Here is a 13572-nt window from a genome sequence, read left to right on the forward strand (position 1 = left end):
AGGATGTCCATGACAGAGAATAACTGGAAATTAGTTGATGCATTTTTTGATAAGTATGATTTGGTCGATCACCATATTAAGTCATACAACGATTTTGTAAACAATAGGATTCAGAATATTATTGATATCACTGAACCTATTACATTAGATGATGGAAAATACACTTTAAAAACTGGTAAAGTACGTATTGAAAAACCATCTAATAAGGAAGCAGATGGATCCAGTAGCGAAATAGATCCAACTGAAGCAAGACTTAGAAACTTAAATTATTCTGCAGACATGTACCTTGAAATGGCATTGAATGAAGAAGGAGAAGACAATCCTTTGGAAGAGGTGTATATCGGCGAGTTGCCGGTAATGCTCAAATCAGACATTTGCCATCTTAACGGTCTCAGCGCTGAAGAATTAATTGAAAAACATGAAGACCCTCAAGATTTAGGAGGTTACTTTATTGTAAACGGTTCTGAAAGGGCTGTAGTTACAATGGAGGAAATAGCTCCGAACAAAATTATTCTTGAACGCTTAGGCGAAGTTGAAGAAAGGCACGCTAAAGCTGTTGTCACTTCAATCAAAAGCGGTTTCAGAGCAAGAATTACTTTGGAATACAAAAAACCTCGTAAAAACGGAGTGTTCTTAAGAATTTCTTTCCCATATCTTCCAGGGGAAATTCCATTAGTTATATTATTAAGGGCACTTGGTCTGGCTACTGATGAAGAGATTATTACCGCAATTTCCGACGATAATAATTTCCAGATGATGATAGCGGATGATATCCAGGTTTCACTTGAAGCCTTGAAACTGGATCAGAACGAAATGGATGGAATGACTCTTGAAGAAAGAAGGGAGTACATGCAAAATGCCGCCATCAAATATATTGGTAACAGAGTGGCTAAGAACATGCCTAAGGATTATCGTATCAAACGTGCAACAGATGTTGTAAACCGTTATCTATTGCCTCATATGGGTACTGAACAGGAAAGATGTTACGATAAAGCTATTTATTTAGCAGAAATGACTGAAATGTTACTTGAAGTTATCGAACAGAAAAGAGAACCTCACGATAAGGACCACTACACCAATAAGAGACTCAGGGTTTCTGGTGATTTGATGGAAGATTTATTCAGAGTGGCTTTCACCAATTTAACTAGGGACATGAGTTATCAGCTTGAAAGAAGCCTTTCAAGAGGCAAGGAACTTTCAATTAAGCAAGCTGTTCGTAGTGATGTTTTAACTGAAAACATCAAGCACGCTATTGCTACAGGTAATTGGGTAGGTGGAAGAGCTGGTGTAAGTCAGCTTTTAGATAGGACCAGTTACATGGGAACTCTTTCTCACTTGAGACGTGTCGTATCTCCGTTAACAAGAAGTCAACCTCACTTTGAAGCAAGAGATTTGCACCCAACACAATTCGGTAAGATATGTCCGAACGAGACCCCGGAAGGGCCTAACTGTGGTTTGGTTAAGAACTTGGCTTTAATGTGTAATATTTCTGAAGGTTCTGATGAACAAGAAATTAGAGATGTTATTGAAAGTATGGGTGTATTAATAGATTAAGTTACTTGTTAGGAGGGAATTTTTTTGCAGAAATCTAAAATTTATATAAATGGTGAACTTTTAGGGTCTTGTGAAGATCCGATATCATTTACCCAAGAAATGAGAGAGAAGAGAAGAAATGGTGAAATCTCTCATGAAATGAATATTACATATTATGAAGATAATAATGAAATTTACATATTCAATGACCCAGGTAGAGCTAGAAGGCCATTAATCATTGTTAAGGAAGGCCTCCCACTTTTAAAAGAGGAACATTTAAACAAAGTTGCAAACGGAAAGTTAAAATGGGACGATTTAATTGACAAAGGGCTTATCGAATACCTGGATGCTGAGGAAGAGGAAAACTCATACATTGCAATGACTTTAGCGGACTTGAATGATGAGCACACTCACTTGGAAATCGACCCTGCCACAATGCTTGGAATCTGTGCAGGAATCATTCCGTTTTCAGACCACAACTCCTCTCCAAGGAACACTATGGAAGCGGGTATGACAAAGCAGGCTTTAGGTTTATATGTTTCAAACTATGCATTACGTACCGATACCAGAGCTCACTTGTTACATCATCCTCAAACCCCTATCGTAAAAACACGTATCATCGATTCAACTAATTATGACTTAAGACCATCCGGCCAGAACTTCGTTGTGGCATTGATGTCTTATGAAGGATACAACATGGAAGACGCAATGGTTATCAACAAGGGTTCCCTTGAAAGGGGTCTTGCAAGGTCTTCTTTCTTCAGAGCTTACGACACTTCAGAGAAAAGATATGCCGGAGGTCAAGTGGACAAGTTTGAGGTTCCGGACAAGAACATCAAGGGATACAGGTCCGAAGAGGCATACAGGAACTTGGATGAGGACGGTGTAGTAAACCCTGAATCTTATGTGGAATCAGGTGACGTATTGATTGGAAAGACTTCACCTCCAAGATTCTTGGAAGAGGACTTCGGTTCTGTTGCAGACAGAAGAAGGGAAACCTCAGTCACTGTAAGACACGGTGAAAAAGGTATTGTCGATGCAGTTCTTTTATCTGAAACAGTTGAAGGTTCAAGATTAGCTAAAATAAGAGTAAGAGATACCAGGCAACCTGAATTTGGTGATAAATTCGCATCAAGACACGGTCAGAAAGGGGTTGTCGGTTTAATATTATCTCCTGAAGACATTCCATTTACAGAATTCGGTGTCGTTCCTGATTTAATAGTTAACCCTCACGCTATTCCATCCAGGATGTCCATTGGACAGGTGTTAGAGATGGTTGCGGGTAAGGCAGGCTGTCTTGAAGGTGCAAGAGTTGACGCAACTCCATTCAACCAAGACCTTGAAGATGAAATCAAACAGCAGTTAATCAATCATGGATTCGAATCTGCAGGATGCGAATCATTATACAGCGGAGTAACCGGTGAGAGAATTGATGCTGAAATCTTTGTAGGAGTGGCATATTATCAGAAATTACACCACATGACTACAGATAAGGTTTATGCTCGTTCCAGAGGTCCTGTGCAAGTGCTTACACGTCAACCTACTGAAGGTAGAGCACGTGAAGGTGGTTTAAGATTTGGAGAAATGGAAAGGGACTGCCTTATTGCACACGGTGCAGCTTTAACATTAAAGGAAAGACTTCTTGACGAGTCCGACAAATACGAAGCTATCGTATGTGATAACTGCGGTATGTTGGCTGTATATGACAGGAATAAAAACAAGAAATACTGTCCAATCTGTGGAGATGTGGAAACTTATCCTGTAGAAATATCATACGCATTTAAATTATTATTAGACGAACTTAAGAGTTTATGTATTTTCCCTAAATTAGTTTTAGGAGACAAAGCATAATTACATTTATTAAAGGAGCCAATTCATGACAGATCATTATATTAAAAAAATTGAACAAATTAACTTTGGTTTAATGTCTCCTGAGGATATTCGTAAGATGTCTGTTGTCACTGTTGAATATCCTGATACTTATGGGGATGATGGTTTTCCTATTGAAAAAGGTTTAATGGACCCTCGTTTAGGTATTATTGATCCTAGTTTGGTATGTAGAACTTGCGGTTTTAAAGGTGGGGATTGTCAAGGTCACTTTGGTAGCATTGAACTTGCAAGACCTGTCATTCATGTAGGTTTTGGTGATATAATCCACAAAATCTTGCGTTCTACATGTAACGAATGTGGTCGTATTCTTTTAAGTGACGATCAGATTGAGTTTTATGAAGAAAGAATACGCGAATCAATGGGCAATAAGGAAAGCATTAACAATATCCTAAAAGATGTTTATAAATCTGCTAAAAGAGAGTTAAAAACCATGCCTGAAGACGACGAGGAAGTGGATTTGAAATACTGCTGCCCTCACTGTGGCGAGCCTCAGGAAGCCATTATTTTAGACAAGCCTGTCACTATCCGTCAAGGCGACTATAAGTTAACTCCCTCTGAAGTTCGTGAAAGACTTGAAAAGATTACTGATGAAGATGCCTACATTTTAGGTGTTAACTCTGAAGTTGCAAGGCCTGAATGGTTGGTCTTGACCGTACTTCCGGTTCCTCCTGTAACTGTAAGGCCATCAATCACTCTCGATACAGGTGAGAGGTCTGAGGATGACTTGACTCACAAGCTTGTAGATATCTTGAGAATCAATCAACGTTTGCTTGAGAATATGGAAGCTGGAGCTCCTCAATTGATTGTTGAAGACTTATGGGAGTTATTGCAATATCACGTTACTACTTACTTTGATAATGAAGCATCCGGTGTTCCTCCTGCAAGGCACAGGTCAGGAAGACCACTTAAAACCTTGACTCAAAGGTTGAAAGGTAAAGAAGGACGTTTCCGTTCCAACCTTTCCGGTAAACGTGTTAACTTCTCTGCACGTACAGTTATTTCACCGGACCCTAACATCAGTATCAATGAGGTCGGTGTACCTGAAATGATTGCTAAGGAAGTGACCGTGCCCGTATATGTAAATGAATGGAACATCGATGAGATGAGGACCTATATCGAGAACGGTCCTGATATTCACCCTGGTGCAAACTATGTAAGAAACGGCAATACAAAAAGAAGGGTTACTGATGATACCAAAGAGTTCATTTTAGAACAATTGGAACCTGGTTTCATCATCGACAGACATTTAAAAGATGGGGACATGGTTTTATTCAACAGACAACCTTCCTTGCACAGAATGAGTATGATGGCTCATGAGGTAAGGGTATTGCCTTACAAAACTTTCAGACTTAACTTATGTGTATGTCCTCCATACAATGCGGACTTTGATGGGGACGAAATGAACATGCACGTTTTCCAGACTGACGAATCACGTGCTGAAGCCAAATCATTAATGCGTGTTCAGGAACACATCTTATCTCCAAGGTTCGGTGGACCGATTATCGGTGCTATTCACGACCACATTTCAGGAGCATACCTATTGACAAGGGATGGCGTTGAATTCACGGAAGAGGAAGCCTTGCAAATCATCCGCAAATCTCACTTGCCTATTCCTCCGTTCAAATCCAACCATTGGGTTTTAAAACATGATTCTGAATACAATGAAGATACTTATATCTTCAAGGAAAAAGGAGAGAAATGGACTGGAAAAGAGTTATTCTCACTGTTACTGCCTAATGACATGAACTTGTCTTATAGTGCTGAAATTTCAAAATGTCCTGCAGTATTCCCTGTTGAAGACGCTACTGTTGTAATCAAGAACGGTATCTTGACTCAGGGTGTAATCGATGAATCCGCTTACGGTTCATTCTCAGGTAAGATTTTAGATAAGATCGTTAAGGAATACGGTCCTGGAAGAGCAAAAGAATTCCTAGACCGTTCCACTGACTTGGCTATCTGCGGAATCATGAAAACCGGAATTACAACTTCCTTAAATGATGAGGAAATTCCTGAAGAGGCTCAGGACCGTATTAATGAGCACTTGAACAAGAAGATGGAAGAAGTAGACATGCTTGTTCAATCTTATGAAGAAGGATATCTCCAAGCTTTGCCGGGTAGAAGTCTAGAAGAAACTTTGGAGATGAAGATCATGCAAGTTCTCGGGGAAGCTAGGGACATGTCCGGTAGCATTGCAGAAAACTACCTTACAATGGGTAAACAGTCCGATGATGATCCATATGACCATGTGATGGCTGTGGAAAACCACTCTGTAGTAATGGCACGTACTGGTGCAAGGGCATCCATGTTGAACCTTACTCAGATTACTGCTTGTGTAGGACAACAGGCGGTTAGGGGTGGACGTATCGAAAGGGGATACCTCAACAGAACCTTGCCTCACTTCAAGAAAGGTGAGTTAGGGGCAAAAGCGAAAGGATTTGTGCATTCAAGTTACAAATCCGGTCTTGACCCAATCGAGTTCTTCTTCCACGCAATGGGTGGAAGGGAAGGTCTTGTAGATACAGCGATTCGTACAGCTCAATCCGGTTACATGCAAAGAAGGCTTGTAAACGCACTTCAGGACTTGCAGGTTAAATCTTCAGGACTTGTTACCGATAATCAAGGTAATGTTATTCAAACCATGTTCGGTGAAGATGGAGTGGACCCTGCAAAATCTGACTTCGGTAAACCTGCAGATTTAAATAAACTCATTGATGAGATAAGAATTAAAACTAAAGCGGATGCTAAGTAGGTGTAATTATGGAAGATATTATAATTAAGGTAAAAGATACTATAGCTGAGTTAAATGAAGATGAGAATCTTGCTATTGATTTTCCAGATAGTTACATCGAGGATTTATCAAAAGCATACATTAATAAAGACTTAACTGATGATGAATTAAGAGTGCTTATCAGAAAGCTCAAGGCCGCCTATGACCGAGCTCATGTTGAAGCTGGCGAGGCTGTTGGAACAGTAGCTGCACAATCTGTTGGTGAACCGGGTACTCAGATGACCATGCGTACTTTTCACTATGCAGGGGTAACTGAGTTAAACGTAACATTGGGTCTTCCAAGACTTATCGAGATTGTTGACGCTAGAAAAGAGATTGCCACTCCTACCATGGACATTTACTTTGATGAGGAAAGGCGCAATGATGAGGAATTCGTTAGAACCTTAGCTAACCAAATAGGTAAAAGCACCATCAACGATATTCTTTCCGACTTCAATCTGAACTATGGTACAATGGAAGTGGAAGCAGTTTTAGATAATAAGAAAATTGAAGAGAAAAGACTTGACAGAGAAGAAATTGATGCTATTATTCAAAAGACTTTCAAAAAGTCAACAATCAATAATAACACCATAATAATTCCTTCTCCTAAATCAGATAAATCTGATTCCAAGTTTGAAATACGTGAACTTCGTCTTTTAGCTGATAAAGTTCGTGATTTACAGATCAGTGGTATAAAAGGAATAGGTAAAGTTATCATTCGTAAAGATGATGTTGAATGGATTATTCACACTGAAGGATCCAACCTTAAGGAGATTCTTGACATGGACGGTATCGACCATGTGAGGACAACCACCAACAACATTCACGAGATAGGTGAGGTTTTAGGTATTGAAGCTGCTCGTCAATCTATTATCAACGAAGCTCAAAATACTCTTTCCGAACAAGGTCTTAGTGTTGATGTAAGGCATATCATGTTAGTCGCTGATATCATGACTTCAGAGGGAATCGTCAAATCTATTGGAAGACATGGTATTAGTGGTGAAAAATCAAGCGTATTAGCTCGTGCAGCTTTTGAAGAAACTGGTAAACATTTACTTAACGCAAGTATTCGCGGTGAAGTGGATGATTTAACAGGTATCATCGAAAATATTATTATTGGACAACCAATACCTCTTGGTACCGGTTCAGTCGGTGTCAAAATGGATTATAAAAATGAATAGGAGGCTAGATGATGGACGTAGATAGAGGAATCAGGGTAGCTGTAGATACTGGTGATGTAATCTTAGGCTCTGAAAAATCAATTCAATCTTTAAAATTAGGAAAAGGACAGCTTGTAGTTGTTGCTAGTAACGCTCCTAAAGAAATTCTTGAAGATGTTGAATATTATGCAAATCTTTCCGAAATTCCATCCTTCGTATATGATGGAACCAGTGTGGATTTGGGCTCTGTTTGTGGTAAACCTTTCACTGTTGCTACATTAATCGTAAACGATCCAGGAGATTCTACAATATTAGACGATTTGAGGTAGATTTAAGTGTCTATTAAATTTAGTGCAAATGAGATTAGATACATAGCTCTTTTCGAAAATATGACTGGAGCAATGGTTAAGGATTGCATTATCGATGATGAACATGGAAAAGTCACTTTCGTTGTTAAGAATGGTGACATGGGACTTGCTATAGGTAAAAAAGGAAGTTCAGTTTCTAAAGTTCAAAGAGCAGTAGATAAGGGTGTTGAGATTATCGAATTGGATGATGATCCGATACAATTCATTAAGAACGTTTTATCCCCTGCAAAGTTGCAGACTGTCAAGATTAGTCAAAAACAGTCAGGCGAAAAAATAGCTACTGTCACAGCAGACAATACCAACAAGCGTATTGCTATCGGTAAAAACGGAATCAATATTGAAAGAGCTAAATTATTAGCAAATAGGCAACATAATATTGACAATATTATTTTAAAATAGCTTTCATGCTATTTTTTAATATTTCTTTTTCATTTGTTTTTTTTTAAAAAACATTTTTTATTTTTATTTTAGACCTGAAAAAACATACCTTTATAAAGGTTGAAATATATATTTTATCTTAAGATATCTGTACTTTTTAATAACTTGACTATGTGTGCTTTTTGTCAATGTTTTGAATTTTATTTCAAGATATCTTCTTTTAGATAATGTATTTTATCTAATTAATTATTATTACTGATTAATATCTTTGAATTTAGATTGTACTATAGACTATAGTATAAATCGCAGCGGTGGATTCTTAGATATGTTTTTAACAAAAAGATTAGAGGAAAAAATATGCCAGGACTTTTTGCTGCAAAAAAACTTAAAAAGAATAGACAAAATTTTAAGTGGAAAGATGTAGATTACAAAAGGAGAGCTTTAAGGTTAGATGTTAAAGCGGATCCGCTCGAAGGAGCTCCTCAAGCTAGAGGTATCGTAATAGAAAAGGTAGGGATAGAAGCAAAGCAACCTAACTCTGCTATCCGTAAATGTGTTCGTGTTCAATTGATTAAGAACGGTAAACAATTAACTGCTTTCGCACCAGGTGACGGAGCTATTGGATTTATCGATGAGCACGATGAAGTGATGATTGAAGGAATCGGTGGACCATCCGGAAGATCCATGGGGGATATTCCTGGAGTCCGTTGGAAAGTTTCCAAAGTTAATAACGTAGCTTTATCAGAAATGGTAAGTGGAAAAATAGAAAAACCTGTAAGATAAGGTGGTTATATTTATGAGTAAATTATTTAACAAATGGGATCTCGATGAAGTAAAAGTTGAGGACTTAGGTTTAGTAAAATATATCTGCTTGGATGAAACTTTAGTTCCACATACTTCTGGTAGACACGTAAAAAGACAATTCGCAAAATCTAAAGTATCAATTGTTGAAAGATTAATGAACAAGATTATGAGAACCCATCTCAACTCAGGTAAGAAAAACAAAGCTTACAATATCGTTAAAGATGCTTTAGAGATTATCAACAGAAGAACTAAAAAGAATCCTGTACAGGTTCTAGTCACTGCAGTTGAAAACACTGCACCTCGTGAAGAAACTACCCGTATCAAATACGGTGGTATCGGATACCAGGTAGCTGTAGACATTTCTCCACAAAGAAGGGTTGACCTTTCATTAGGATTCTTGACTAGAGGTACTTTACAATCTTCATTCAAAAACAGAAGATCTGTTGCTGAATGTTTAGCTGATGAATTGATTCTTGCTTCTGAAGAAGATTCAAGAAGCTTCGCTTTACAAAAAGCTGAAGAGAAAGAAAGAGTTGCTAAAGCAGCACACTAATCATATCATGTTTATATTTTAGGTGGTTATTTTGAGTAGAAGAGACAAAATGATTGCAAAAATCAAAGAGTTAATGTATGAACCTAGTCAAATCAGAAACATTGGTATCTGTGCTCACATCGATCACGGTAAAACCACTTTATCTGATAACCTTTTGGCAGGCGCAGGAATGATTTCCGAAGAGCTTGCAGGTGATCAAAGATTCTTGGACTTTGACGAACAGGAACAAGCACGTGGTATTACTATCGATGCGGCTAACGTATCCATGGTACACGATTATCAGGACAAGGAATACTTAATTAACTTGATTGATACACCTGGTCACGTTGACTTTGGTGGGGACGTAACTCGTGCTATGAGAGCTGTAGACGGTGCAGTGGTTGTAGTTTGTGCTGTGGAAGGTATCATGCCGCAAACCGAAACTGTATTCAGACAAGCTTTAAAAGAAAATGTTAAACCGGTTTTATTCATTAACAAAGTTGACAGATTAATCAACGAGTTAAAGTTAGAACCTGAAGAATTGCAGAACAGATTCTTGAAAATCTTCATGGAAGCCAATAAATTGATTAAGAACATGGCTCCTGAAGACAAGAAAGAAGAGTGGAAATTAGATTTCACTGACGGTAGTGTAGCTTTCGGTTCCGCATATCACAACTGGGCTATCAATGTTCCAACCATGCAAGAAACCGGAATCAACTTCAAAGACATTATCGATTACTGTAATGCTGAAAATGAAAAAGAGCTAGCACAGAAAGTACCTTTATCCGACGTATTATTAGGTATGGTAGTCGAACACTTGCCTTCCCCTAAAGAAGCGCAAGTCTACAGGGTACCTAACATATGGGATGGAGATATCGAGTCTCCTGCAGGAAAAGGTATGGTCACTACCGCTCCTGACGGACCTTTAGCAGTTATGGTTACCAACGTATCTGTAGACAAGCACGCTGGTGAAATCGCAACCGGTAGGGTATACGGTGGAGCTATCGAAAAAGGAACTGAAGTTTACATGGTAGGTTCCCACGGTAAATCCAGAGTACAGCAAGTAGGTGTATACTTCGGTCCTGAAAGGGTTAACACCGATAGGGTGCCTGCAGGTAACATTGTATACATTGCTGGTGCAAAAGGAGCTATTGCCGGTGAAACATTATGTTCTCCAGAAGACAAAATCAAAGAGTTTGAAGGATTGGAACACATATCCGAGCCTGTAGTTACTGTAGCTGTAGAAGCTAAAAATACCAAAGACTTACCAAAATTAATCGAAGTATTAAGACAAACCGGTAAGGAAGACCCTACCGTAAAAATCGAGATTAACGAAGAGACTGGTGAGCACTTGGTATCCGGTATGGGTGAACTTCACTTGGAAGTCATCGGTTACAGAATCAAGGATAAAGGTGTTGACATCACAACTTCCGAACCTATTGTAGTATACAGGGAAACCGTGAAAAAACTCTCTCCACAAGTTGAAGGTAAATCTCCTAACAAGCACAACAGATTTTACATTACTGTTGAACCTATTGAACCTGAACTCTTCGAAGCAATTCAAGAAGGAAAAATTAAAGAGGGCAGAGTTAAAGGTAAAGAATCTGCCAACGACTTCATGGAACATGGCTTGGATAAAGAGGAAGCCAGAAGGGTATGGGCTGTTCACAACAGAAGCGTCTTCCTTAACATGACTCGTGGTATCCAATACTTGGATGAAGTAAAAGAGCTTTTACTTGAAGGATTCGAATCCACTTTGGAAAACGGTCCTTTAGGAAACGAAATTTCCATGGGATTAAAATTCAAGCTCAACGATGCAAAACTTCACGAAGACGCAGTTCACAGAGGACCTGCTCAAGTATTGCCTGCAATCAGAAATGCAATCTTAGGTTCCATGATGCTTGCAGAACCTGCATTACTCGAACCAATGCAAAAAGTAGTAATTGATACTCCTAACGATTATATGGGTGCATGTACTCGTGAGATTCAAAACAGAAGAGGCCAAATCATAAATATGGGTCAAGGAACCGGAGACATGGCTAAAATTGAATCCAAAGTACCTGTAGCTGAAATGTTCGGTTTCGCTGGAGATATCAGATCTGCAGCAGAAGGTAGATGTTTATGGTCTACTGAAATTGCTGGATTTGAACCACTTCCTCGTGAAATGCAACATCAAATCGTAAGGCAAATCAGGCAAAGAAAAGGCTTATCAGAAGAGCCGTTCCCTGCAAGCCACTACTTAGGTGATTTATAAGAATTAAAATTTTTTAATTTTTTATATTTTTATTAAAAATTCATAAGAAAAAACATATCTTTTTATATGTTAAAGTATAATATTTAATTTAAGCTAACATTTAAGCTTATAGATATGTTTGTTAATAATTACAATAGAGGTTATTATAATGGCAAAAGAAAAAGAACATCTTAACTTAGCATTTATCGGACACGTTGACCACGGAAAATCTACTTTAGTAGGAAACTTATTAGTTAAAGCTGGTACCATCAATGAACAACAATTAGCTTCTGGAGAAGACAAGTTCAGATTCATTATGGACACTACTAAAGAAGAACAAGAAAGAGGAGTAACCATCGACTTAGCTCACCAAAAATTCTCCACTAAAAAATACGACTACACTGTAGTAGACTGCCCAGGACACAGAGACTTCGTTAAAAACATGATCACTGGTGCTTCCCAAGCAGACGCAGGTGTATTAGTAGTTGCAGCTGACGACGGTGTAATGCCTCAAACCAAAGAACACGTGTTCTTATCAAAAACTTTAGGTATCAACCAATTAATCGTTGCTATCAACAAAATGGATTTAATCGATTACTCTGAAGACAAATACAACGAATTAAAAGAAGAAGTATCAAACTTAATCAAAACCGTAGGATTCAACCCTGCTGACGTACCTTTCATCCCATTATCTGCATTTGAAGGGGACAACATTGTTGAAGCATCCTCAAATACCTCCTGGTACAAAGGACCTACTTTAATCGATGCTTTAGACGCTTTAAGCGCACCTGATAAACCAACCGGTTTACCATTAAGAATTCCTATTCAAGACGTCTACTCCATCACTGGTGTAGGAACCGTACCTGTAGGAAGAGTTGAAACTGGTGTAATGAAAAAAGGTGAAAACGTTATCTTTGAACCTGCTGGAGCTTCCGGAGAAGTTAAATCTATCGAAATGCACCACGAACAATTTGATGCAGCTGAACCTGGTGACAACATCGGATTCAACGTAAGAGGTGTAGGTAAAAACGATATCAGAAGAGGAGACGTAGCTGGTCACGTTGACAACGCTCCTACTGTAGCTAAAGAATTCGACGCACAAATTGTTGTTTTACAACACCCTGGTGTAATTACCGTTGGATACACTCCTGTATTCCACTGTCACACTTCCCAAGTAGCATGTACTTTCTTAGAATTATCCAAAAAATTAAACCCTGCTACTGGTGCTGTTGACGAAGAAAACCCTGACTTCTTAAAAACCGGTAACGCAGCTATTGTTAAAATTAAACCTACCAAACCAATGTGTCTCGAAAACGCAAAAGAAATCCCACAAATGGGTAGATTTGCTATCAGAGATATGGGTCAAACTGTTGCTGCAGGTTTATGTCTTAACGTTACCCCAGCAAAATAAGTTTGTAAACAATAATTAGAAAGTAATCTTTTACTTTCTTTTCTTTTTGTTTTTTTGGAGGAGAATAAATGAATCAAGCAAGAATTAAGCTTACTGGAACAGACCCAGAAAAATTAGCATACGTATGTGATCAACTTAAAAAGATTGCTGAAAGAACTGGTGTCGACTTGTCCGGTCCTATTCCATTGCCTACTAAAAAATTGGTAGTCCCAACTAGAAAATCTCCAGATGGAGAAGGTAAAGCTTCTTGGGAAAAATGGGAACTCAGAATTCACAAACGTTTAATCGGTATTGGAGCTGATGAACGTGCAATGAGACAAGTCATGAAAGTTAACGTTCCTGATAACGTAAGTATTGAAATTGAACTTAAAGGATAAATATTTAGAATCCTTCTAAATATTCCTTTCACATGCCGAGATAGTCTAGTCTGGTAAGGCGCAGGACTTGAAATCCTGTGAGGTCATCCTCGCCTGGGTTCAAATCCCAGTCTCGGCGT

General features: G+C 38.5%; 11 protein-coding genes and 1 tRNA gene. All 12 read left to right on the plus strand.

Features of this window, described 5'->3' with window-relative positions; all coding sequences use genetic code 11:
* Positions 1–9 precede the first annotated feature (9 nt).
* The gene (locus IJE64_RS05530) at positions 10–1554 is read left to right on the plus strand and encodes a DNA-directed RNA polymerase subunit B'' (RefSeq protein ID WP_292783199.1); all 1545 of its coding nucleotides are present in this window, start codon (positions 10–12) and stop codon (positions 1552–1554) included.
* 24 nt (positions 1555–1578) lie between these two features.
* On the plus strand, positions 1579–3384 hold the full coding sequence (rpoB, locus tag IJE64_RS05535) for a DNA-directed RNA polymerase subunit B (protein ID WP_292783201.1): 1806 nt from the start codon (positions 1579–1581) through the stop codon (positions 3382–3384).
* Between the two features lie 25 nt (positions 3385–3409).
* Entirely contained in the window at positions 3410–6172 is a 2763-nt protein-coding gene (locus tag IJE64_RS05540) for a DNA-directed RNA polymerase subunit A' (protein ID WP_292783203.1), read from the plus strand.
* A gap of 8 nt (positions 6173–6180) precedes the next feature.
* The gene (rpoA2, locus tag IJE64_RS05545) at positions 6181–7371 is read left to right on the plus strand and encodes a DNA-directed RNA polymerase subunit A'' (protein WP_292783206.1); all 1191 of its coding nucleotides are present in this window, start codon (positions 6181–6183) and stop codon (positions 7369–7371) included.
* Positions 7372–7379: 8 nt separating this feature from the next.
* Positions 7380–7679 (plus strand): 50S ribosomal protein L30e, encoded by a 300-nt coding sequence (locus IJE64_RS05550; RefSeq protein WP_292783208.1) that lies wholly within the window; start codon positions 7380–7382, stop codon positions 7677–7679.
* Between the two features lie 6 nt (positions 7680–7685).
* On the plus strand, positions 7686–8117 hold the full coding sequence (locus IJE64_RS05555) for a NusA-like transcription termination signal-binding factor (protein WP_292744083.1): 432 nt from the start codon (positions 7686–7688) through the stop codon (positions 8115–8117).
* A 336-nt stretch (positions 8118–8453) separates the two neighbouring features.
* Positions 8454–8879 (plus strand): 30S ribosomal protein S12, encoded by a 426-nt coding sequence (locus IJE64_RS05560; RefSeq protein WP_067044341.1) that lies wholly within the window; start codon positions 8454–8456, stop codon positions 8877–8879.
* A 13-nt stretch (positions 8880–8892) separates the two neighbouring features.
* Positions 8893–9453, plus strand: a complete 561-nt coding sequence (locus tag IJE64_RS05565; RefSeq protein ID WP_292783211.1) for a 30S ribosomal protein S7 — start codon at positions 8893–8895, stop codon at positions 9451–9453.
* 31 nt (positions 9454–9484) lie between these two features.
* Positions 9485–11686, plus strand: coding sequence for an elongation factor EF-2 (locus tag IJE64_RS05570; protein WP_292783214.1), 2202 nt, complete (start codon positions 9485–9487; stop codon positions 11684–11686).
* Between the two features lie 148 nt (positions 11687–11834).
* Positions 11835–13076, plus strand: coding sequence for a translation elongation factor EF-1 subunit alpha (gene tuf / locus IJE64_RS05575; RefSeq protein ID WP_292783217.1), 1242 nt, complete (start codon positions 11835–11837; stop codon positions 13074–13076).
* Positions 13077–13144: 68 nt separating this feature from the next.
* On the plus strand, positions 13145–13453 hold the full coding sequence (gene rpsJ / locus IJE64_RS05580) for a 30S ribosomal protein S10 (RefSeq protein WP_042691424.1): 309 nt from the start codon (positions 13145–13147) through the stop codon (positions 13451–13453).
* 34 nt (positions 13454–13487) lie between these two features.
* Positions 13488–13571 (plus strand) — tRNA-Ser (locus IJE64_RS05585).
* The last annotated feature ends 1 nt before the right edge of the window (position 13572 follow it).

The organism is Methanobrevibacter sp. (assembly GCF_017409525.1).
Taxonomy (GTDB): Archaea; Methanobacteriota; Methanobacteria; order Methanobacteriales; family Methanobacteriaceae; genus Methanocatella.

Coding starts and splice junctions, on each gene's coding strand:
- IJE64_RS05565 (WP_292783211.1), top strand. CDS start 8,893: ATGAGTAAATTATTTAACAAATGGGATCTCGATGAAGTAAAAGTTGAG.
- rpsJ (WP_042691424.1), top strand. CDS start 13,145: ATGAATCAAGCAAGAATTAAGCTTACTGGAACAGACCCAGAAAAATTA.
- tuf (WP_292783217.1), top strand. CDS start 11,835: ATGGCAAAAGAAAAAGAACATCTTAACTTAGCATTTATCGGACACGTT.
- IJE64_RS05530 (WP_292783199.1), top strand. CDS start 10: ATGACAGAGAATAACTGGAAATTAGTTGATGCATTTTTTGATAAGTAT.
- IJE64_RS05540 (WP_292783203.1), top strand. CDS start 3,410: ATGACAGATCATTATATTAAAAAAATTGAACAAATTAACTTTGGTTTA.
- IJE64_RS05560 (WP_067044341.1), top strand. CDS start 8,454: ATGCCAGGACTTTTTGCTGCAAAAAAACTTAAAAAGAATAGACAAAAT.
- IJE64_RS05550 (WP_292783208.1), top strand. CDS start 7,380: ATGATGGACGTAGATAGAGGAATCAGGGTAGCTGTAGATACTGGTGAT.
- rpoA2 (WP_292783206.1), top strand. CDS start 6,181: ATGGAAGATATTATAATTAAGGTAAAAGATACTATAGCTGAGTTAAAT.